The following is an 18,971-nucleotide window of genomic DNA, read 5'->3' on the forward strand; positions in this document are numbered from 1 at the left end:
GCCCCGGCCCGCTCCCGTCACCCCCCGGCGAACACCCGGGCGGCGGCCGTGCCCAGCGAGGAGGCGCCGAGCCCGTTCGGCCCGATCCCGCGCGGCGCGGCCTCGATCACCCGCCGCACGCCGGGGGAGTGGTGGCTCAGGTCCTCCTCCTTGTACCGCTTGCAGCCCCGGTGCCAGGTCAGGATGGCCGACAGCCAGTTCTCCAGCTGCCGCACGTATCCGTCGAGCACCTTCCTGGCCGCCCCGTCCAGCTGGAAATCCTCGTACAGCACAGGGAGTTCGTGGGCCACGATGTGTTCGAACTGTTCCAGCCGCGCGTTCATCAGCGCGTCCACGTAGGCGAGGCCGGTCGGGTAGTCGCAGTCGAAGAAGTTCTGGGTGACGAGGACGGCGTTGTGGATCTCGCCCTCGAACTCCACTTCCTTCTGGTACGAGAAGACGTCGTTGATCAGCGCGCCGTAGTCGGAGACGGCCTTCTCCATCGCCTGGATGGTGCCCGAGCGGTACACCTCCTCGGGGACGATGTTGCCGTGGCGCAGGCGGCACAGGCTCATCGTCAGGTCGGAGCCGAAGGTGGCGCGGCGCATCTCCATGTAGTCGATCGGGTCGGGGATGCGGCCGATGGCCTGGTTGTCCAGCTCCCAGACCCAGCTGTCCAGCATCACCTCGATGGTCTGCCGGAACTCGCGGCGGGCCTTCTCCGGCATCGCGGAGGCGGTCCGCACCCACAGGTCGGCCAGTGAGCGTTCCAGCGCGCTGGTCGGCACCGGCCCCGCCGAGGGCTGCTCGACCGGCATGAAGTCGCGCAGCCGGTCGGTGCAGAGCTTGGCCCCGGCGAAGTTCCGGGTGCGGCCGAAGACCGCCGGGTAGTAGTCGTCGCCGTAGGTGCCCCAGGTCAGCCACTGCGAGGCGAGGTTCAGTTCCTCCAGGTCCGCCTCCGGGTGGAGTCCGGCCGCGCAGAGCGGGAAGTCGTAGCCGGCCAGCGCCTCCTCGTCCCACACGTCCGACCCGGGCACCCCGGGCTGCGGCACGAGCAGCCCCATCCGGTGCGCCCACTCGACCGTGTCCACCCGGGACTGCTCCAGCGCCGGGGAGAGCCGCGTCGGGAACGGAAGCTTGAAGTCCGGCAGCAGCGAGGCCCCCGTCCTCTGGTACGGCACGTGCGAGAAGCTGCGCGCCCGCTGCCGCGCCGGACGCCCGAAGAACGCCCGCACGTCCAGCGCCGACGTGCCCAGGGTCCCGCCCAGCAGCGCCGCCGCCAGCGCCCCCGGCGACCCGCCCGGAGTCGGCGGCGCCGCCTCCCCGTCGACCGCGCCCTCGTTCATGTACCGGCTGGAGCGCATGTGCCACTCGTGGCCGCCCGACTGCCAGTCCTGGAGCCCCTTCACGTACGCCAGCACCGAGGCGGACTCGGCCGGATTCAGCCCCTTGTCGGCGAAGAGCGGCCCCAGTTCGGTCAGCGCGGTGTTCTCGAACTGCTGGAGGCGTGAGGTCAGCAGGTCGTTGACGGCCTCGGCCGCCTCCTGCGTGGTGCACTCCAGGAACCGTTCCAGCACGAGGACGCCGTTGCTCAGCTCGCCCTCCTCCTCGACCTCCCGCTGGTACGAGAAGAGGTCGTTGCGCAGGTGGACGCCGTCCGAGAAGGCGTCGGTCAGCACACGCAGGGGCCGCGAGTACGCCACGGCCTCCGGCACCTCGGCCCGCGCCGCGTACTCGATCAGCCCCGCCGACCAGGGCGCGCCGCCGACCTTGCGGCGCATCTCGATGTACTCCAGCGGGTTGGAGACGCGCCCCGCGTTGATGTTGGACAGCTCCCACATCGACTCGTTGAGCAGGTTCTCCGTGGAGAGGGCGAAGCGGCGGCGCCAGTCCTCCGACATGGCCGGGACCGTCCGCGCCCAGAGGTCGGCAAGCCCCGCCTCCACCGGATTCTCCGGTTCCGGGAACCCGTCGGCCAGGTCCATCGGCATGAACGCCGGCAGCCGCTCCAGGTACGCCTTCGCGCCCTCACGGTCCTGCGTCCGCTTGAACAGCTCCAGGAAGTGGTCGTCGAAGAAGAAGACCCACACGTACCAGTCGGTCACCAGCGACAGCGCCGGACCGTCGCAGTCCGGGTGCGTGTACGCGCAGAGCAACGCGTAGTCGTGGGCCTCCAGGTCGGCCAGGTCCCAGATCCCCGACCCCTCCAGCATCCCCATTTTGTCCGCCCAGACCCGGGCATGGGCGCGCGCCTCTTCGAGATGAGGGTTGAGCCGCGCCGGATACGGCACGTAGAAATCGGGCAGGACAAAGGGCTGTGTCACGGTCGAGCCTTCCACACGGTGATACCGGCGGCCCGATCACTACCCGCCCGCCCGACCCGTCAGCCGGACGGCGGTGTTGTCATACGAGTGGACCGGCGGTCGCGTGTACGAACGCCGCCCAGGCGGCGGGGGTCACGTCGAGAGTGGGTCCCGCCGGGACCTTGGAGTCGCGGACGTGGATGGCGGTGGGGTGGGCGGCGACCTCTACGCAGGCATACGCCTGGTCGCCGCTGTAGCTGGACTTGCGCCAGTTGTAGGCGACCTCGACGCAGTCGCCGCCTGCGTTGCTGCTGTAGGTCGACTTGAACCAGGCGAGGGCGCCGGTCATGCGACGGGGCCGGTGGTTGCCGAATGCACGAATGCTGCCCAGGCGGCGGGGGTCACGTCGAGGACGGGGCTGGCGGGGACCTTGGAGTCGCGGACGTGGACCTTGGCGGGGTGGGCGGCGACCTCGACGCAGTTGCCGCCCGCGTTGCTGCTGTAGCTGGACTTGTGCCAGTCGTAAGCGACTTCGATGCAGTCGCCGCCGGCGTCGCTGCTGTAGGTCGACTTGAACCAAGAGAGAGGTTCGGTACGGAAAGGGGTGCCGGTCATGTCACTCCAAGCAGTGTGTCCAGCAGGACCTTTGTCCTCTGAGGTGTGAGGGCCTGCGCCCGCAGCATCCCATATTTCTGCTGGTACATACTGACCTCGCCCAGGTCATCCACCATGAAGCCCTTGTGCTGCCCCTCGATGTAGGCGAGGTGGTCGTGGTCCGGCGTTTCCAGGAGGACGAGCGCCCCCGCCAGCCCCGCGTGAGCATCAGTTTCGGTCGGCATGACCTGCAAGCTGAGAAAGGGAAGACCCGCGCATTCTCGGAGGTGCTGGATCTGCCGCTTCATGGCTTCCGGGGCTCCCAAGTGCCGTTGCAGCACGCACTCCTCGATGATGAAGCTCATCAGCGGCGGCTTCTCGCGAGACAGTATTTCCTTTCTGTCGATTCGCGCTTGTACGGCTTCCTCAAGCTCCTGCGTACCCAATGGTGGGTAGGCGTTCTCAAAGACGGTCCGTGCGTACTCGGGCGTTTGCAGCAGTCCAGGGATGACGTGGCTCTGATACGAGAGCAGCGTGATGGCGTTCCGCTCGTGTTCGATGAAGTCCTGGGCGAACAGTGGGTATCGCTCATGCCTCGGGATGGTCGACACCGCAGTGCTCAGGGCCCGCTTCGTTTCCAGGATCTCGTCCAGCCGCTCGGCCAAGTCGGCCTGTAGCCGTCGTCTGCCCTGCTCGACGGAGGAGACCGTGTCCTCGCCGACCCTCGCCAGGTCCGCCAGCTGCCCCTGGGTCAGCCCCGCCACCCGCCGGAACTCGGCCAGTTGCTTCCCCAGCACTTCCCACGACGTGACCTTCTTGCTGGACTTCTTTCGCTGCTGCATACGCACTCCATCTCCCGACGCGCCCCGTCGCGCACCCGACACGACCCGTACAACGGATTTGTACGGGTCGACGCCCTGCACAAGGCTAGTGACGTTGGGTGACCGTAGGAGGGTGAAAACCGAAACCGGACTCCCCGCGCACTGCGAGCGCTTCTACCGCCGCGAGCGCCGATCCGTCCCCGCAGCCAGGGACTTCACCGCCGCCGTGCTGAACGAGTGGGACGCCCGCGTGCCCCGCGACGACGTCTTGCTCTGCGTGAGCGAACTGGCCACCAACGCCCTGCTCCACGGTGTCCCGCCGGGGCGCGGCTTCCGGCTCTTCGTGCTCCGGGCCGACGACGGCGGCGTACGCGTCGAGGTCCACGACAGTGGCGACGGGCACCCGGCGACCCGCGCCCCCGGCAACGAGGCCGAGTCCGGCCGGGGCCTGCTCCTCGTCTCCGCCCTCGCCGACGACTGGGGGGTGGGGGAGCGCAACCCGGGCAAGATCGTCTGGTGCTCCTTCCGTCCCGTGGGCGTCAGTTGCCCGGGAAGGTGACGCCGGTCAGCTCCTCCGACAGGCGCCAGACGCGGCGGGCGTCCTCGATCGAGCGCAGGCGGGAGTAGAGCTTCTGCTCGGCCGGGGGGCCGCCGAGGTGGCCGGGGCCGCTGGGGCCGTACAGCCTGCCGCCCCCGGCCTCGGGCGCCGTGGCCGCGTACAGCGCGGGGAACTTCGCGCTCTCGACGGTGCCCAGGAGGATGCCCCGGGCGGAGAGCGCCTTGATGAACCGCCGCCCGGTGGTGTCCTTGGCGCGGCCGACCTCGGGGCGGGCGGCGAGGAGGCTGGTTGGGGCGACACCGGGGTGCGAGAGGTTGCTCGTGAGGCCCCAGTCGTGCGCGCGTGCGCGCCGCTCCAGTTCGAGGCCGAAGAGTCCGAACGCGATCTTGGAGTGGCTGTACGCCTTCATGCCGTTGTAGGAGGACTCCCAGTTGGGGTCCTCCCAGTTGATCGCGTTGCGGTCGGCGGCCACGCTGATCTGCGAGGTGACGCGGGCCCGCCCGGCGCGCAGCAGGGGCAGCAGATGGGCGGTGAGGGCGAAGTGGCCGAGGTGGTTGGTGCCGAACTGCAGCTCGAAGCCGTCGGCGGTGGTGCGGCGCTGGGGCGGGGTCATGACGCCCGCGTTGTTGACGAGGAGGTGGACCGGGCGGTCCTCCGTGCGCAGGGCCTCGCCGAGCGCGGCGACGGAGGCGAGGGAGGACAGGTCCAGCTCGCGCAGCGACACCTCGGCCCCGGGCGCTCCCCGCCGGATCTCCTCCAGCGCCGCCCGCCCCTTCTCCTGATTGCGTACGGGCAGGACCACCTCGGCTCCCGCCTGGGCGAGCCGGGCCGCGAGCCCCAGACCGAGGCCGTCGCTGGCGCCAGTGACCACGGCGCGCCGGCCGGAGAGGTCGGGGAGGGTGAGGTCGACGGGCTTGCGGGACATGGTTCCTCCAGCGGGGTGCGGCGCGCTCTCGGGTGCCCGGGCACGCCTCGCCAATGTATGCGATGGCTACAATGTATTCAACGACTACATCAGTGCGTCGCCGGACTTACGCTGAGCCCATGGACAAGCGCCCCTACCACCACGGAGACCTGCGCGCCGCCCTGCTCGCCCGGGCCGGGGAGACCCTGCGTGAGGGAGGGGTGGGGGCCCTCTCGCTGCGCGAGCTGGCCCGCGACGTCGGCGTGAGTCCGGGCGCTCCGCGCCGGCACTTCGCCTCCAAGCAGGTGCTGCTCGACGCCCTCGCCCTCGACGGCTTCGAGCGCCTCATCGACTCCCTGGTCGCCGCGCGGGGCGGCGAGGCGCGCCCCTTCGCCGATCGCCTGGACGCCATGGCCCGCGCCTACGTCGGCTTCTCCCTCTCCGATCCGGCCCTGCTCAGCCTGATGTTCTCGGCCAAGCACAGCCCCGAGGCGTCGGAAGGGCTCCGCGACGCCGCCCGCCGCTGGGCCGAACAGGGGCTCGCCCTCATCCGGGACGGCCAGAGCCGGGGCGAGGTCCGCGAGGGGCCGCCGGACCGCGTCGCCCTCACCGTCCTGGCCCCTCTGCACGGCTACATCGGCCTCGCCGCCGGCGGCGCCCCGCTCCCGCAGACCCCGGACCGGGGCCTGGACGACGTGATCGCCTCCGTCGTGCGGGCGTGCGCACCGGAGTGAACGGCGAGGCCCCGCCTCACCACGGGCCCTCACCCCGGTACGGCCGGGGCGCCGGGTCCCACAGCTGGTCGTGCCCGGCCAGTACGCGCCGCAGCTCACGCGCTGCGCGCCGCGACAGGGCGCGGGCGACCCGGTCGAGCAGCTCCCGGGACTTCCAGGGGTCCGGGCAGCAGTAACAGGGGCCGTCCTGCTGGTGGGGCCAGGTGCGACCGCGCGGCAGCCGCACATGCGCGGCCCAGGTGCGCAGGGCCTCGGAAACGGCCCCGGGCCAGAGGTAGTTCCGTGTGCGCTCCAGCCGGGCCAGCTCGGCGAGCGTCCCGGCCGGCAGCCCGTCGATCACGGGCGACTTCTCGTAGGGCCCGCGCGGGCGGGGGAGTCCGGTCCGCACCCTTCCCGGCGGCTTACGCGGCACGGGCCTTTCGGTGGTAGGTCGTCATGCGGTCAGCCTGGCACGGGCGTGTTCCGGATGCGCGGTCTTTTCCGCCAGGCCCGGAGGGCGCACGCGTCCGGCTTGACCCTCACGTCACGTGAGGCCCGACGCTGGGGCACATGAGCGACCACACCTACTACAACGCGTTCGAGATCAGCCCCGTGCCCGCCCCCGGGCCCGACGCGGTCGCGCCGGAGCCGTTCCGCGGCATCTACGGCATGCCCGCCTTCGTCAACATCCCGACGACCGATCTGGCGGTGTCGGTGGAGTTCTGGACGCGGGGGCTCGGCTTCTTCGAGCTGTTCAGCATCCCGGGCACCCTCGTCCACCTGCGCCGATGGGCGTTCCAGGACGTACTGCTCGTGGCGGCGGAGAGCGTTCCGGACCAGCCGCCGGCGATGAGCTTCAGCTTCTCCGGCGTGCTCAGCGAGGTCGACTCCCTCGTCGCGGCATGCCGGGCGCTGCGCCCGGACGCGGTCGAGGGGCCGCGCGACACGCCCTGGAACACCCGTGACGTGGAAGTCGTCACCCCCGAGAACGCGCGCATCGTCTTCACTGCCGCGAAACCCTTCGACCCGGACACCCAGGAGGCACGCAACCTGGAAGCCATCGGCATCACCCCGCCCGGCGAGACGCCGGGCGACAATGAGCGGCATGCCTGACACCACGGACGCCGAGGGCCTGACCGTCGGTCAGGTCTCGGCGCGCCTGGACGTGACGGTCCGGGCGCTCCACCACTGGGACGAGATCGGCCTGGCCCGGCCCTCCCTCCGCACGCCCGCCGGATACCGGCTCTACACCGCCCCCGACCTGGAACGCCTGCACCGCATCGTCGTCTACCGCGAACTCGGCCTCGGACTGGACAAGATCCGCGCCGTCCTCGACGACTCGGCCACGGACGTACCGGCCGCCCTGCGCGCGCAACGCGCCCAGATCATCGCCCGGATCGACCGCCTCCGGCAACTCGCCGCCGGACTCGACCGGATGATCGACGCCCACGAACACGGCCTGCTGCTGACCATCGAGCAACAGGCCGCGATCTTCGGCCCCGGATGGAACCCCGACGGGCCGGTCCAGGCCCGTCAGCGCTACGGGGACACGACGCAATGGCGGCAGTACGCCGAACGCTCGGCCTCCCGCACCCCGGAGGAGTGGCAGGCCGTCGCCGACGACGTCGCCCGGCTCGAACGCGCCCTCGGCGAGGCGATGGACGCCGGTGTCACCCCGGGCAGTCCGGAGGCGAACCACCTCGTCGAACGCCACCGCGAGGTCTTCGCGTCCTACTTCCCCCTCTCCCGGCAGATGCAGGTCTGCCTCGGCCGCATGTATGAGGAGGACCCGGGCTTCGCCGCCCACTATGACGCCATCCGCCCGGGCCTCGCCACCTGGTTCCGCCACCTCGTCGACGCCGCCGCGCGGGCCCACGGCATCGACCCCGCCACCGCGACCTGGGAGGAGGACCGGTGACCGCAGCGGTACGGCGAGCGCGGCTCACCCGCCGTCGGACGGGGCGGCGGGAGCCTCGGCCCACCACATCTCTCCGCTCACCCCCACATACGCCACCCGCCCACCGACCGACCCCCCGTTCTCCAGCGCGTCCGCGACCTCGGTGAGGTAGGCCGCGAGCGACGGGGCGTCGTCGCCGAAACTCCCCTCCTCGTCGTGGTACTTCATGCCGAGCCGCCCGAACCCCGGCCCGTCCCTCCCGTCGATGATCTGGGCGTCACCGTCACTCTCCGCCCACGGAATCCACCGGGGGTGCCAGGACGGTTCCCCCTCCTCCTCCGGGTCCCCGAACTCCCGCTCCTCCTCGGTCAGCTCCATCCACCTCGTCCAGTACCGCACGATCCCGGCGGCCGACAACGGCGGCTTCACCGGCAGCACCCCCTCGCCCCCGACCCCGTCGTGACACCCCAACGAGGCCCGCAACTCTGCCGGGAACCGCATGTGCAGGGCAGCCTCCGCCGCCGCCACCGCCCCCGGCTCGGCGGGCGGCGCCAGGCGCGCGTACGAATCCGGCCCCCACTTCCGCAACCAGGCGTCGATCCGCCCCCACGCCGCCCGCACCGCCTCGGCCCCGGCCTGCCCCGCCTCGTCGTCACCCATACAGTCCATCCCACCACCCGCCACCGACAGTGCCTCCCGCCGTCGCCGCCACAGTGATCAAAATGTGTCCCTCCCCGCGCACAACCGCGCACGCCCCTCCTCTGTCCCACCATCAGCGGAGAGGACCAGACTCCGGCCGAGGCGCCTGCGCGCCTGTTCACGCAGTGGCGGAGAGGACGAACGCGATGACGCGGAAGACGATGTGGAGAACGGCGGTGGCCGGCGGGGCGGCGGCCGTGTTCACGGGGCTGGCGGCGGTGCCGGCCGGGGCGGCGGAGGGCGGGGTCTCCTTCAGCCGGGTCAAGGTGAACGGCGGCAAGCCGATCGTGATCGGGGTGAAGGAAGAGGTCGAGATACCCGCCTCCGTGCGGATGACGACCAAGCTCAAGTTCAAGGGCGTCCCCATGGTGTACCCCTACCGGGGGAAGCTCGGGAAGGGGGACGAGCTCTGGAGCGCCACCGGCGGCACCGACCCCAGGGTCGTGGACCCCAAGAAGGGCGTATACGACTTCGACGTGGCGTTCTACATCCACCCGCGACACGCGGACCTCAAGAACAAGGACGCCGGCACCTGGAAGACGTGCGCCCGGATCTCCCTGGTCGGCGGCGGCCACGACGTGGACGACGAGAACCTGCCGCTCCAGGTCAAGCGCGCCACCCGCCTCACCGTCAACGCCACGCCGGAACCGGTGACCAAGGGCAAGACCCTCACCGTGAAGGGGACCGTCACCCGGGCCAACTGGGACAAGCGCGTTTATCAGGGCTACGGGGGCCGCAAGGTCAGCCTCCAGTTCAAGCCCGCGGGCGCCTCCTCGTACAAGACCGTCAAGAAGGTGACGTCGAACAGCAAGGGCGCCCTCAAGACCACGGTGAAGGCCACCGAGTCCGGGACGTGGCGCTGGACCTACTACGGCAACTCGACCTCCGGAGCCAGGTCGTCGAGCGGCGACCACGTCGCCCTGCGGTAGTCCGGACGGGCGGGCCGGGGAACCGGGCCCGCCCGTCATCGCAGACCCGGCAGCCGGCGTACCTCCTCGACCTTGAGCAGGCGGGCGAGGAGGAGGTAGGCGACGGCGGTGGAGAGGACACCGGAGGCCAGGGCCACGGCGGTGGACCACGTCCCGGCCGCACCCGGGCCGCCCGGCCCGGAGACCGCCCGCGCGGCGGCCCAGCCCAGTCCGGCCGCGGGAACCGCCGCGCAGAGCACCTTCCCGTAGGCGCGGCCCAGGCCTCCGGTGCCGATCCGCCCGCCGAGCCTGCGGCGCAGCAGGCGGGCGGTGAGGGCGAGTCCGGCGAGGTAGGAGAGGGTGTACGCCCCGGCCATGCCGACCACGGCCCAGCGCGCGGGCAGCAGTAGATGGCAGGCGCTCGCCAGGGCGATGTCGACGCCCGCGATCCAGGCCGCCATGAAGAACGGCGTACGGGTGTCCTCGAAGGCGTAGAAGCCGCGCAGCAGCAGGTACTGGGCGGAGAACGCGATGAGGCCCGGCCCGAACGCCTGGAGCATCTGGCCGAGTGGGCGGACCGAGTCGGCGTCCGCCGCGCCGTGGGCGAAGAGCAGGGCCGCGATCTGCGGGCCGAGGGCGAGGAAGAGGAAGGCGGTCGGCACGATGACGACGCCGCTGATCCGCAGCCCGCGCGTCAGGTCGGCGCGGAGGTCCCCGACACGGCCCTCCGCGACGGCCCGGCTCATGCGGGGCAGCAGTGCCGTCACCAGGGAGACGGTGACGATCGACTGGGGCAGCAGCCAGATGGTCTGCGCGTACATGTAGGCGGTGTAGCCCGCGCCGGCCTCGGGGAGTTCCTGGTCGGCGGCGTTGGCGAAGTGGGTGACCACGGTCAGCGCCACCTGGTTGGCCAGCACGAACAACAGCGTCCACTTCGCCGCGTGCACACTCCGGCCCAGTCCGGTGCCCCGCCAGTCGAACCGCGGCCGGAACCGGAACCCCGCGGCCCGCGCGAACGGCACCAGCGCCAGCGCCTGGAGCGCGACCCCGGCCGTCGTCCCGATCCCGAGCAGCCGCACCTGATCCGCGGTGATGTCCTCCACCCGGCCGGGCGCCACCATCAGCCCGAGGTACGCCGCGAACATCGCCACCAAGACGACGTTGTTGAGCACCGGGGTCCACATCATCGCCCCGAACTTCTCCCGGGCGTTGAGGACCTGCCCGTAGATGCCGAAGAGGCCGTAGAAGAAGATCTGCGGCAGCAGGAACCGGGCGAACGTCACCGTCAGTTCGAACGCCTCATGGCTCCCTGGCGTGTCCCGCATGTACAGGCCGACGATCTCCGGCGCCGCCCACACCGCCAGCGCCGTCCCCACCCCGAGCACACAGACGACGAGCGTCACCAGCCGCTGTTCGTAGGCCCGCCCGCCGTCCGGCTCCGTCGCCCTGGCCCGTACGAGCTGGGGCACCAGGACGGCGTTGAGCGCGCCGCCGATCAGCAGCGTGTAGAGACTGGTCGGCACCGTGTTCGCCGTGTTGTACGTACTGGCCAGCAGCCCCGTCCCCAGAGCCGCCGCCTGCAACACCTGCCGGATCAGCCCCGTCGCCCGGGACACCACCGTCCCGACCGCCATCAGCAGCGACGACCGGGCCAGCCCGCCACCGGCGCTCTTCGCCCGCCCCTCCGCCGTCCGCGCCCGTACTGCCGGGTCCGCCCCCTGTGTCATGCGCTCAACATAAACGCCGCGCCCGGCCGTGCCGCGTCACCTGATCGAGCCGGTGCGGTGAGCCCCGGCCCGGCGGGGCGTCAGGTACCGGCCGCAGGCGCCGGAGCCGGTACCAGCGGCTCTCCGTTGAGCTGGGTCTCGCCCTTGAGGGACCACCACAGTTCGCCCTCGGTCGTCAGGAAGGGGGCCCACGTTCCGCCCACGGCCCCGCCCTTCTCCAGGACGTCGGCGACCTCGGTCAGGTATGCCGCCAGGGACGGCCAGCCGCCGGTGAAGACGCCGCAGTCGTCGTGGTAGGCCATGCCGAGGCGGCCCTGGGCGGGGCCCGGACGCATGTCGATGATCTGGGCGTCGCCGTCGCTCTGGGCCCAGGGGATCCACTGGGGGTGCCACCAGGGCTCCTCGCCCTCGGGCTCCGGCTCGTCCTCGTCGGCGCGGTTGTCCTCGTCGATCTCGACGCACATCTGCCAGTGGTCGACGATCCTGGCGACGGGCTCGGGCGGGCGCAGCGGCAGGCAGTTGTCCCAGTGGCGCAGGCCGTCGTGGCAGGCGAGGGAGGCGAGGAGGTCCGCCGGGAAACCCACCCCCATCTCGGCCTGGGCCGCCTCGACCGCCGCCGGGTCGGCGGGCGGCGCCAGCACCTCGTAGGAGTCCGGGGCGTGGGCGCGCATCCACGCGTCGATGCGCGCCCAGGCGTCCCGCACCGCCCGGGCGCGCGCTTCGTCCCCGGCGGTCCCCGTCGTTCCGTGATCGCTCATGTGTCCGATCCCACCACACGCCACCGACAACGCCGGACGGGCCGTCAGCCGCGGGGCGCGTGACCGTACGGGAAGGCCCGGGGGAGGCAGGCGTACGTTCCGCCGCCCCCGGACGCCCGCGGGAGGGCGACGGCCGGTGCCCGGGAGGGGCTCAGCCGGCCCGGCGCTCCGCCTCCAGCGTCTCGCGCAGCCGCTCCAGGGTCTCCCGCATGGTCTCGGCGTTGTGCGCGCTGCGGTCCCAGACGCCGCTGACCGCCGAACCGAGGAACCACAGGAGCCGGTTCCGCTGGTCCACGGCCGTCTCGGTCACCTCGGTCGCGGTGCCGTCCCCGACCGGGCGGAAGTGGTAGTCCCAGGTGGCCACCGGCATCCCCCAGAACCGCACCCGGAAGGTGAACCGCTCGCCGGAGCGGGCCACCATCACCCGGCACCGCGTCGACCAGCTCCGGCCGCTCGGGCCCTTGTTGGTCCCCTTGAACTCGGCGCCCACCGGCGCGGGCCCGACGCCCGCCGCCGTCCGCACACACTCCGGACTCCACCGCCCCATGGACGCCACGTCGGCGACCCGCTCGTAGACCGCCTTCGGCTCCGCCTCGATCACGGCCGCCACGGAGACCTCCGCTGTGCTCCTCATGTCCCTCAACCCCCTCTGTTGTACGACAACCTGTCAGCAGGACCACCCCACCCAACCAAAGCCGCTCCCGCCCGGCCACCCTCGGGCCCCCGGGGAGACCACCCTCACGTGTACTACCGTCCGGAGGATGAGCGAGAACGTGTACGTGGGCAACGCCCCCGAGGAGGCCGCGCTGGACGCCGGCTGGATCATGGGCCACTTCAAGGCACCGGACGACCCGCGCCACAACGAGGCCGTGGAGATCAAATGGGGCGTCCACGAGGCGGGCGAGCGGCGCGCCGCCTGGGTGCGCGGGGAGGAGCGGCAGGCGCTCCTGGTCCTTGTCAGCGGCCGGTTCCGGATGGAGTTCCCGGACCAGGACGTGGTCCTGAGTGAACAGGGGCAGTACGTGATCTGGGGCAAGGGCGTCGACCACTCCTGGGAGGCCGAGGAGCCGTCCGTCGTCATGACCGTGCGCTGGCCCTCCGTGCCGGGTTACCGCGTCTCCCCCTGAACCGCCCCCTCCGACCACCCCCGGCCGGAGCGGGGAGACGACCCCGGCGGTGGGCGGTGAGGAGAGGGCGGAGGGTGGCGCCGAGGGGTCAGCAGAGGGCGCGTCGGCCGGGGTGCGCGAGCGGCATCCGCTCCGCCCGCACACCCACGCGCCCACCCTTCGGCTCCGACCGTCAGCTACCCGGCCCCACCCGCGCCACCCCCGGCGTCACCCGAACGTGCGGGGCGTGCGGGGGGTGTGACCAGCGCATTCACGGCGGTCACCGGGTGATCGTTTCTGCACCGCCCGCCACCCCGGCTCACCGCGCGGAGATCCGTACGACGCCGGTGATCGTCCCCTGGTACACGACGCCTCCCGGCGCGAAGTTGCCGACCATCTGGAGCGTGTCGAAGAGCGAACCGACCCCCAGGTGGTGCGCCCGCACCTCCCGCCCCGTCGCCGGGTCGAGCTGTACGTAGGCGTACGGGTCCAGCAGGCTCGTGGTGTCCGTGCCCGGGATCAGCGGGCGCCGGACGACCGTGTGGATCAGGCCGTCGGCGGTGGAGAGGGTCGGGACGGCCGAGGAGCGGGTGTCGTTCTCCCACCGCAGGTCGCAGCCGGACCCGTCGGCGCGTACGTCCACCCGGCTCAGACCGCCCCGGAAGCGCGCGTCGGCCGGCACGCTGGGACCGGCGCCCTCCGGCAGCTTCGGGTAGGGGTAGCCGTACGTGCCGGCCACGAAGACCGAACGGCCCACGCCGATCGGGGAGTTCTCGCTCCCGCTGCCGCCCGGCGTCAGCACCGGCCGCTCGCAGACCAGGTCACCGGTGCTGGCCGAGCGGACCTGGAGGCTGACGGTGGGGGAGGCGTTGTCGACGTAGGCGAGGTAGTCGGTGCCGGTGGTGGGGCCGAAGAAGGTGGGCGTGGAGCCGGTGCCCCAGCTCAGCTGCCCGGGTTTGCGGCCCGGGCCCCGGTCGTACGCCTGGCGCCAGGCCACGCGCGGCGTGCCGTCGGCGCCGGCGGTCAGCAGGTAGGTGGCGTGGGTGGTGGAGACGGCGGTGCCCTCGGGTGCGGTGGAGATCGAGTTGGCCACCTGCTCCCCGTCCGGCAGGGCCAGGGTGCGCACCGTCCCCGTCGCGTCGTCGGCGGTGCCCACGGTGCCGCCGCCGGTGGCGAACCAGACCCGCCCCTGCCAGTCCGGGGAGAGCCCCGTCACCGCGTCGCCCTCCGGCACGGCGTCCCGCAGCGAGAGGGAGCGCGCCACGTACAGCTCCCAGTCGCCGCCCGCCGTGCGCCGGTGGCCGATGCGCAGCAGGGCGCGCTCGCCGTCGACCGCGACGAGCCGGTCCTGGTCGTCGAGGTAGGCGTAGACGCCGCCGAGCAGCGAGCCCTTGGCGATCTTCAGCGAGGTCAGCGAGCGGCCCGTGGCCGGGTCGAGGAGGTGCACCGTCGGCACCTGGCCGAGGATCGGGGTGCAGAGCGCCACCGGGTAGCCGTCGGAGCCGACCAGCACGGTGGGGCAGGCCGACTGGAGCGCGGTCCTGGTGGAGGTGAGCGGCCCGTCGCCGGGGCCGGGCAGCGGGGTGGCGTCGGAGGAGCCGCTGTCACCGTGCATGGTCGCGGAGCCCTGCGGCCCCGTGAACGGGTTGTGCGGCGGCAACGGCCCGAACTCCTCGGGGCCCGGCGCGGCCCAGGCGGCCGGAGCGCCCGCGAGGGCGAGCAGCAGGGCGGCCGCGAAGGCGGTGGCCCGGGGCGTACGGCGGGCGGAACGGGACCGGGGCAGGCGTGGAGGCATGGCGGAGGGACTCCTGGGCTCAGGGGCGGCAGGGGAGCGGGGCAGCAGGGCGCACCACCCGCGCGGGGCGGGCGGCGGGCGGGCGCGCGGCGGCGCGGGGGAGGAGCGGGGGCCGGCTACGGCCGGACGGAGGCGGCCGGACAGAGGGCCGAGCACGCGTAGGCCAGGTCGACGTGGAGTCGACGGCTCAGATGCGCGTGTCCCGTCATGCGCGCCAGTCTGCTGACCTTGCCAGGTCCGCGACAAGTGGCGTCTCGAAGGGTGGGCGGTGCGGGCGGCGGGCCCGCACGCGCGAGCGCCCGCCCTCCGGAAGGGAGGGCGGGCGCGCTCGGTAGGGCTCTCGGGCCCCGGTGCCCTGGGGGCCGGTCCGCGTCAGGCGTTCTTGATCGCCGAGATGTCGAAGACGAGCTTGATCTTGTCGGAGACGAGGACGCCGCCGGTCTCCAGCGCCGCGTTCCAGGTCAGGCCCCACTCGGAGCGGAGGATCGAGGCGGTGCCCTCGAAGCCGACGCGCTCGTTGCCGAAGGGGTCCGTGGCGGAGCCGTTGAACTCCAGGTCGATGGAGAGCGGGCGGGTGGTGCCGAGGATGGTCAGGTCGCCGGTGATCCGGTAGTCGTCGCCGCCGAGCGCCTCCGCCTTGGTGGAGCGGAAGGTCATCTTCGGGAACTCGTCGGTCTTGAAGAAGTCGGCGTTCTTCAGGTGGCCGTCGCGGTCCGCGTTGCCGGTGTCGACGGAGTCCATGGCCACGTCGATCTCGGCGGTGGAGTTCGACGGGTCGGAGCCGTCCAGCGTCAGCGTGCCGGTGAAGTCGCCGAAGCCGCCCTTGACGTTGGTGACCATGGCGTGCCGGGCCACGAAGCCGATCGTGGTGTGCGTCGGGTCGAGCGTGTACGTGCCGGTCAGCGCGGCCAGCTCCGGGCTGACGGCGGTGGCTGCGGTGCCGGCGGTGGCGGTGGTCTCGTTCTTGCGGCCGAAGATGCCCATGAGGTGCTCCTTGGGGACGTGCTCCGGGCGGTCTCCGGAGCAGGGAGGAGATGTTGAAGTTTCAACGAGTCCGAAGGTAACGCGTTTCGGTTCAACTTTCAACATCTTCCGTCGGGCCGTCTTCCGGCGTGGGCCTCCGGGTGGATGCACACGCGCCGAACGCGCCCCCTAGTTGGCCGGAACTGATCGGTAAGGCCCCCTGGTGACCCGCGTAGAACTCGGGCACTATGCGTCTGCCCCGCCCCGTACGGCCTCCGCACCACCCCCACGCACCCCCCACCGCCGCGTGCGCCGCACGCGCCCCGCAAGGAGGACCCCCATGAAGATCCGTTCGGCGCTGAGCGCCCTCGCCCTCGTCGCCGGAGCCGGGTTCGGCGTCATCGGCACCGCCACCGCCGCCAGCGCCGCACCGGCCCCCACCTCCACCACCGCCGAGGTCGGCGCGGCCGCCACCAAGATCACCCACGCCCAGGCCACCTCGCGGTTCTCCTCCTCCGGCATCACCTGGTCGTCCTCCGGGGGCTGCTCCAACCGCAACGTGTCGACCTGTACCTCCTTCGACCAGCTGAATCTCGCCACCGCCCAGGGCGCCCAGACCCTGAAGTCGGCGAGCGGCTGCGCCATCAACATCACCGGCGGCACCGAGACCGGCCACGCCAGCGGCACCTACTCGCACTGGAACGGCTACAAGCTCGACTTCGGCAAGAGCACCTGCCTGAACAACTACGTCACCGGCACCTTCACCTACATCGGCCAGCGCGGCGACGGCGCCGCCCAGTACCAGTCGGGCTCCGGCAACATCTACGCCAACGAGGGCAACCACTGGGACGTGACCTACCACAACTGCGGCGGCTGCTGACCGGCCCCGCCGACACCGTTTTCCTCCCGGGTCCGTCCGCCGCTACCCTCGGCGGGCGGACCCGTGCCGTGCGGAGCCCCTCCTTCGGCCGCGCCCGCTTGTGGGGTCCCTACGGGTGGGTGAGGGGACGGCGACCCACCGGCCTTTGTCGGAACCCCATAACGCAGACCCCCTCCCGGCAGTCGAATGCGCTGCGTACCCCTATCTTCCTGTGAGACCGCTCCAGGAAAACGGCCCGGAGACTGTGAGGAGTCGACGGCAGGTTCTGGGGGCCCGGGTTCGTAGAGTCGCTACATGACCGTTTTGGACGAGACAGCTGAGTCCGGGAGCGAGCCCGCCGACGCCCGTGGTCGCGTGGCCGAGCTCCACGCCCTGCGTCAGCGGGCCGAGCAGGGTCCGAGTGAGAAGGCCACGGCGGCGCAGCACGCCAAGGGGAAGCTGACCGCCCGCGAGCGGATCGCCCTGCTGCTGGACGAGGGCTCGTTCCGTGAGGTCGAGCAGTTGCGCCGGCACCGGGCGACCGGTTTCGGCCTGGAGCAGAAGAAGCCCCACACCGACGGTGTCATCACCGGCTGGGGCACGGTCGAGGGCCGGACGGTCTTCGTCTACGCACACGACTTCCGGATCTTCGGCGGTGCGCTGGGCGAGGCCCACGCCGCCAAGATCCACAAGATCATGGACATGGCCATCGCGGCCGGTGCCCCGCTGGTCTCCCTCAACGACGGCGCCGGCGCCCGCATCCAGGAGGGCGTCTCCGCGCTCGCCGGGTACGGCGGCATCTTCCAGCGCAACACCAAAGCGTCCGGTGTCATCCCGCAGATCAGCGTGATGCTCGGCCCCTGCGCGGGCGGCGCCGCCTACAGCCCGGCGCTGACCGACTTCGTCTTCATGGTCCGCGAGACCTCGCAGATGTTCATCACCGGCCCGGACGTCGTGCGCGCCGTCACCGGCGAGGAGATCAGCCAGAACGGCCTGGGCGGCGCGGACGTGCACGCCGAGACCTCCGGCGTCTGCCACTTCGCCTACGACGACGAGGAGACCTGCCTCGCCGAGGTCCGCTACCTCCTCTCCCTCCTCCCGCAGAACAACCGGGAGAACCCGCCCGCCGCCGAGGCCACCGACCCGGCGGACCGGCGCGGCGACGCGCTCCTGGACCTCGTCCCGGCCGACGGCAACCGCCCCTACGACATGGCCAAGGTCATCGAGGAGCTGGTGGACGACGGGGACTACCTGGAGGTCCACGAGCGCTGGGCGCGGAACATCATCTGCGCCCTGGCCCGCCTCGACGGCCAGGTCGTCGGCATCGTCGCCAACCAGCCGCAGTCCCTGGCCGGCGTCCTGGACATCGAGGCGTCCGAGAAGGCCGCGCGGTTCGTGCAGATGTGCGATGCCTTCAACATCCCGATCGTCACCCTCCTCGACGTCCCCGGCTTCCTGCCCGGCGTCGACCAGGAGCACGGCGGCATCATCCGCCACGGCGCCAAGCTCCTCTACGCCTACTGCAACGCCACCGTGCCCCGGATCTCGCTGATCCTGCGCAAGGCCTACGGCGGCGCCTACATCGTCATGGACTCCCAGTCCATCGGCGCCGACCTCACCTACGCCTGGCCCACCAACGAGATCGCCGTGATGGGCGCCGAGGGCGCGGCCAACGTCATCTTCCGCCGCCAGATCGCCGGCGCCGACGACCCCGAGGCGATGCGCGCACGCATGGTCAAGGAGTACAAGGCCGAGCTGATGCACCCGTACTACGCGGCCGAGCGCGGCCTCGTCGACGACGTCGTCGACCCCGCCGAGACCCGCCAGGTCCTCATCGACTCCCTGGCCATGCTCCGCACCAAGCACGCGGACCTGCCCTCCCGCAAGCACGGCAACCCGCCCCAGTGACGGCGACCGGACCCACCAGAACACGGAGAAGCATCCCCATGGCCACACCCACCGTTCCGGCCACTCCCGAGCAGTTCCTGCGGGTCGAGAAGGGCCACGCCGAGCCCGAGGAGCTGGCGGCGATCACCGCCCTCCTGATGGCCCGCGCCGCCGCCCGGCCCGCCCCGGAGGCCCGCCACCGCGGCCGCGACCGGGCCGGCTGGCGCCGCCTGGAGCGCACCCCCGGCTTCCGCGCCCCGCACAGCTGGCAGGGCTGAGCCCCGCGCCGCCCCGCGCGGCGCACCCCGAACACCCCGACGGCCCCCGTCCCCTCCGGAGAACTCCGGGAAGGGCGGGGGCCGTCGGCGTGTCCGGGGCCCTGTACCGCTAGCGCAGGCGCGCCATCAGGGCGTGTTCCACGAGGGTGATGAGTGCGCTCTTGGCGTCGGCGCGGTGGCGTGCGTCGGTGGTGATGATGGGGGCGTCGGGGCCGATCTGG

At 72.0% G+C, this 18,971-nt stretch carries 21 protein-coding genes and 1 pseudogene; 9 read left to right on the forward strand and 13 right to left on the reverse strand.

The genetic code is table 11. The features are described 5' to 3' along the window. Positions 1 to 17: 17 nt before the first annotated feature. From IF45_RS0117805 to IF45_RS0117820, 4 genes are all read right to left on the reverse strand, one after another. On the reverse strand, positions 18 to 2,303 hold the full coding sequence (locus IF45_RS0117805; RefSeq protein WP_165395701.1) for a terpene synthase family protein: 2,286 nt from the start codon (positions 2,301 to 2,303) through the stop codon (positions 18 to 20). A 79-nt stretch (positions 2,304 to 2,382) separates the two neighbouring features. Then, the gene (locus IF45_RS0117810; RefSeq protein ID WP_030308317.1) at positions 2,383 to 2,631 is read right to left on the reverse strand and encodes a DUF397 domain-containing protein; all 249 of its coding nucleotides are present in this window, start codon (positions 2,629 to 2,631) and stop codon (positions 2,383 to 2,385) included. Then, the gene (locus tag IF45_RS0117815; RefSeq protein WP_003951050.1) at positions 2,628 to 2,897 is read right to left on the reverse strand and encodes a DUF397 domain-containing protein; all 270 of its coding nucleotides are present in this window, start codon (positions 2,895 to 2,897) and stop codon (positions 2,628 to 2,630) included. Before IF45_RS0117815 ends, IF45_RS0117810 begins: the two co-directional genes overlap by 4 nt. Then, positions 2,894 to 3,718 carry a helix-turn-helix domain-containing protein gene (locus IF45_RS0117820; protein ID WP_008414952.1) on the reverse strand — a complete coding sequence of 275 codons (825 nt, stop codon included), beginning with the start codon at positions 3,716 to 3,718 and terminating at the stop codon, positions 2,894 to 2,896. The genes IF45_RS0117815 and IF45_RS0117820 overlap by 4 nt, the downstream gene beginning before the upstream one ends. A gap of 112 nt (positions 3,719 to 3,830) precedes the next feature. On the opposite strand from IF45_RS0117820, the gene IF45_RS0117825 reads away from it, so the two are divergent. Next, the gene (locus IF45_RS0117825) at positions 3,831 to 4,256 is read left to right on the forward strand and encodes an ATP-binding protein (RefSeq protein WP_008414951.1); all 426 of its coding nucleotides are present in this window, start codon (positions 3,831 to 3,833) and stop codon (positions 4,254 to 4,256) included. Here IF45_RS0117825 and IF45_RS0117830 read toward each other — a convergent pair. After that, a complete protein-coding gene (locus IF45_RS0117830; protein WP_030308319.1) occupies positions 4,237 to 5,181 on the reverse strand; it encodes an SDR family oxidoreductase in 945 nt (314 codons plus the stop codon). The genes IF45_RS0117825 and IF45_RS0117830 overlap by 20 nt on opposite strands. A 119-nt stretch (positions 5,182 to 5,300) precedes the next feature. On the opposite strand from IF45_RS0117830, the gene IF45_RS0117835 reads away from it, so the two are divergent. Beyond that, the gene (locus tag IF45_RS0117835) at positions 5,301 to 5,894 is read left to right on the forward strand and encodes a TetR/AcrR family transcriptional regulator (RefSeq protein ID WP_030308321.1); all 594 of its coding nucleotides are present in this window, start codon (positions 5,301 to 5,303) and stop codon (positions 5,892 to 5,894) included. A 16-nt stretch (positions 5,895 to 5,910) separates the two neighbouring features. On the opposite strand, the gene IF45_RS0117840 is transcribed toward IF45_RS0117835, so the two are convergent. Continuing rightward, positions 5,911 to 6,234 (reverse strand): hypothetical protein, encoded by a 324-nt coding sequence (locus tag IF45_RS0117840; RefSeq protein WP_165397815.1) that lies wholly within the window; start codon positions 6,232 to 6,234, stop codon positions 5,911 to 5,913. A gap of 209 nt (positions 6,235 to 6,443) precedes the next feature. On the opposite strand from IF45_RS0117840, the gene IF45_RS0117845 reads away from it, so the two are divergent. Together IF45_RS0117845 and IF45_RS0117850 are read left to right on the forward strand one after the other, a co-directional pair. After that, on the forward strand, positions 6,444 to 6,986 hold the full coding sequence (locus IF45_RS0117845; RefSeq protein ID WP_030308325.1) for a VOC family protein: 543 nt from the start codon (positions 6,444 to 6,446) through the stop codon (positions 6,984 to 6,986). Beyond that, complete coding sequence (locus IF45_RS0117850) at positions 6,979 to 7,791, forward strand: MerR family transcriptional regulator (protein WP_030308327.1); 813 nt, start codon at positions 6,979 to 6,981, stop codon at positions 7,789 to 7,791. The genes IF45_RS0117845 and IF45_RS0117850 overlap by 8 nt, the downstream gene beginning before the upstream one ends. Before the next feature lie 24 nt (positions 7,792 to 7,815). Here IF45_RS0117850 and IF45_RS0117855 read toward each other — a convergent pair whose 3' ends face one another. Continuing rightward, positions 7,816 to 8,430: an SMI1/KNR4 family protein gene (locus tag IF45_RS0117855; RefSeq protein ID WP_030308328.1), complete on the reverse strand. Its 615-nt coding sequence runs from the start codon at positions 8,428 to 8,430 to the stop codon at positions 7,816 to 7,818. Positions 8,431 to 8,615: 185 nt separating this feature from the next. Here IF45_RS0117855 and IF45_RS0117860 point away from each other — a divergent pair, with 185 nt between their 5' ends. Then, positions 8,616 to 9,398: a hypothetical protein gene (locus IF45_RS0117860; protein WP_030308330.1), complete on the forward strand. Its 783-nt coding sequence runs from the start codon at positions 8,616 to 8,618 to the stop codon at positions 9,396 to 9,398. A gap of 35 nt (positions 9,399 to 9,433) precedes the next feature. Here IF45_RS0117860 and murJ read toward each other — a convergent pair whose 3' ends face one another. From murJ to IF45_RS0117875, 3 genes are all read right to left on the reverse strand, one after another. Further along, on the reverse strand, positions 9,434 to 11,104 hold the full coding sequence (murJ, locus tag IF45_RS0117865; protein WP_030308332.1) for a murein biosynthesis integral membrane protein MurJ: 1,671 nt from the start codon (positions 11,102 to 11,104) through the stop codon (positions 9,434 to 9,436). 80 nt (positions 11,105 to 11,184) lie between these two features. After that, a complete protein-coding gene (locus tag IF45_RS0117870; protein ID WP_008414941.1) occupies positions 11,185 to 11,862 on the reverse strand; it encodes an SMI1/KNR4 family protein in 678 nt (225 codons plus the stop codon). A 151-nt stretch (positions 11,863 to 12,013) separates the two neighbouring features. Beyond that, the gene (locus IF45_RS0117875) at positions 12,014 to 12,496 is read right to left on the reverse strand and encodes an SRPBCC family protein (RefSeq protein WP_008414939.1); all 483 of its coding nucleotides are present in this window, start codon (positions 12,494 to 12,496) and stop codon (positions 12,014 to 12,016) included. 127 nt (positions 12,497 to 12,623) lie between these two features. Between IF45_RS0117875 and IF45_RS0117880 the strand changes: the two genes are divergently transcribed. After that, positions 12,624 to 12,989 carry a cupin domain-containing protein gene (locus tag IF45_RS0117880; RefSeq protein ID WP_010641993.1) on the forward strand — a complete coding sequence of 122 codons (366 nt, stop codon included), beginning with the start codon at positions 12,624 to 12,626 and terminating at the stop codon, positions 12,987 to 12,989. A 298-nt stretch (positions 12,990 to 13,287) separates the two neighbouring features. Here IF45_RS0117880 and IF45_RS0117885 read toward each other — a convergent pair whose 3' ends face one another. Next, positions 13,288 to 14,763 (reverse strand): SMP-30/gluconolactonase/LRE family protein, encoded by a 1,476-nt coding sequence (locus IF45_RS0117885; RefSeq protein ID WP_030308336.1) that lies wholly within the window; start codon positions 14,761 to 14,763, stop codon positions 13,288 to 13,290. 372 nt (positions 14,764 to 15,135) lie between these two features. Beyond that, a complete protein-coding gene (locus tag IF45_RS0117890) occupies positions 15,136 to 15,747 on the reverse strand; it encodes a YceI family protein (RefSeq protein ID WP_003951064.1) in 612 nt (203 codons plus the stop codon). 319 nt (positions 15,748 to 16,066) lie between these two features. Here IF45_RS0117890 and IF45_RS0117895 point away from each other — a divergent pair, with 319 nt between their 5' ends. The 3 genes from IF45_RS0117895 to IF45_RS0117905 all read left to right on the forward strand — a co-directional run bounded on the left by IF45_RS0117895 (position 16,067) and on the right by IF45_RS0117905 (position 18,750). Beyond that, a complete protein-coding gene (locus IF45_RS0117895) occupies positions 16,067 to 16,606 on the forward strand; it encodes a hypothetical protein (RefSeq protein WP_008414930.1) in 540 nt (179 codons plus the stop codon). Positions 16,607 to 16,900: 294 nt separating this feature from the next. Then, entirely contained in the window at positions 16,901 to 18,493 is a 1,593-nt protein-coding gene (locus IF45_RS0117900) for an acyl-CoA carboxylase subunit beta (protein WP_030308337.1), read from the forward strand. A gap of 38 nt (positions 18,494 to 18,531) precedes the next feature. Then, positions 18,532 to 18,750, forward strand: a complete 219-nt coding sequence (locus IF45_RS0117905) for an acyl-CoA carboxylase subunit epsilon (RefSeq protein WP_015507043.1) — start codon at positions 18,532 to 18,534, stop codon at positions 18,748 to 18,750. A 109-nt stretch (positions 18,751 to 18,859) separates the two neighbouring features. On the opposite strand, the pseudogene IF45_RS0117910 reads toward IF45_RS0117905, so the two are convergent. Next, positions 18,860 to 18,971: pseudogene (locus IF45_RS0117910) on the reverse strand (ATP-binding protein); the annotation flags it as partial.

The sequence above is a fragment of the Streptomyces albidoflavus genome (assembly GCF_000719955.1).
Taxonomy (GTDB): domain Bacteria; phylum Actinomycetota; class Actinomycetes; order Streptomycetales; family Streptomycetaceae; genus Streptomyces; species Streptomyces albidoflavus.

Excerpts from the sequence above, each read along its gene's own strand:
- IF45_RS0117880 (WP_010641993.1), top strand. The coding sequence starts at position 12,624 with ATGAGCGAGAACGTGTACGTGGGCAACGCCCCCGAGGAGGCCGCGCTG.
- IF45_RS0117855 (WP_030308328.1), bottom strand. The coding sequence starts at position 8,430 with ATGGGTGACGACGAGGCGGGGCAGGCCGGGGCCGAGGCGGTGCGGGCG.
- IF45_RS0117860 (WP_030308330.1), top strand. The coding sequence starts at position 8,616 with ATGACGCGGAAGACGATGTGGAGAACGGCGGTGGCCGGCGGGGCGGCG.
- murJ (WP_030308332.1), bottom strand. The coding sequence starts at position 11,104 with ATGACACAGGGGGCGGACCCGGCAGTACGGGCGCGGACGGCGGAGGGG.
- IF45_RS0117905 (WP_015507043.1), top strand. The coding sequence starts at position 18,532 with ATGGCCACACCCACCGTTCCGGCCACTCCCGAGCAGTTCCTGCGGGTC.
- IF45_RS0117875 (WP_008414939.1), bottom strand. The coding sequence starts at position 12,496 with ATGAGGAGCACAGCGGAGGTCTCCGTGGCGGCCGTGATCGAGGCGGAG.
- IF45_RS0117820 (WP_008414952.1), bottom strand. The coding sequence starts at position 3,718 with ATGCAGCAGCGAAAGAAGTCCAGCAAGAAGGTCACGTCGTGGGAAGTG.
- IF45_RS0117835 (WP_030308321.1), top strand. The coding sequence starts at position 5,301 with ATGGACAAGCGCCCCTACCACCACGGAGACCTGCGCGCCGCCCTGCTC.
- IF45_RS0117900 (WP_030308337.1), top strand. The coding sequence starts at position 16,901 with ATGACCGTTTTGGACGAGACAGCTGAGTCCGGGAGCGAGCCCGCCGAC.
- IF45_RS0117850 (WP_030308327.1), top strand. The coding sequence starts at position 6,979 with ATGCCTGACACCACGGACGCCGAGGGCCTGACCGTCGGTCAGGTCTCG.
- IF45_RS0117870 (WP_008414941.1), bottom strand. The coding sequence starts at position 11,862 with ATGAGCGATCACGGAACGACGGGGACCGCCGGGGACGAAGCGCGCGCC.
- IF45_RS0117890 (WP_003951064.1), bottom strand. The coding sequence starts at position 15,747 with ATGGGCATCTTCGGCCGCAAGAACGAGACCACCGCCACCGCCGGCACC.
- IF45_RS0117885 (WP_030308336.1), bottom strand. The coding sequence starts at position 14,763 with ATGCCTCCACGCCTGCCCCGGTCCCGTTCCGCCCGCCGTACGCCCCGG.
- IF45_RS0117845 (WP_030308325.1), top strand. The coding sequence starts at position 6,444 with ATGAGCGACCACACCTACTACAACGCGTTCGAGATCAGCCCCGTGCCC.
- IF45_RS0117815 (WP_003951050.1), bottom strand. The coding sequence starts at position 2,897 with ATGACCGGCACCCCTTTCCGTACCGAACCTCTCTCTTGGTTCAAGTCG.
- IF45_RS0117830 (WP_030308319.1), bottom strand. The coding sequence starts at position 5,181 with ATGTCCCGCAAGCCCGTCGACCTCACCCTCCCCGACCTCTCCGGCCGG.
- IF45_RS0117810 (WP_030308317.1), bottom strand. The coding sequence starts at position 2,631 with ATGACCGGCGCCCTCGCCTGGTTCAAGTCGACCTACAGCAGCAACGCA.
- IF45_RS0117895 (WP_008414930.1), top strand. The coding sequence starts at position 16,067 with ATGAAGATCCGTTCGGCGCTGAGCGCCCTCGCCCTCGTCGCCGGAGCC.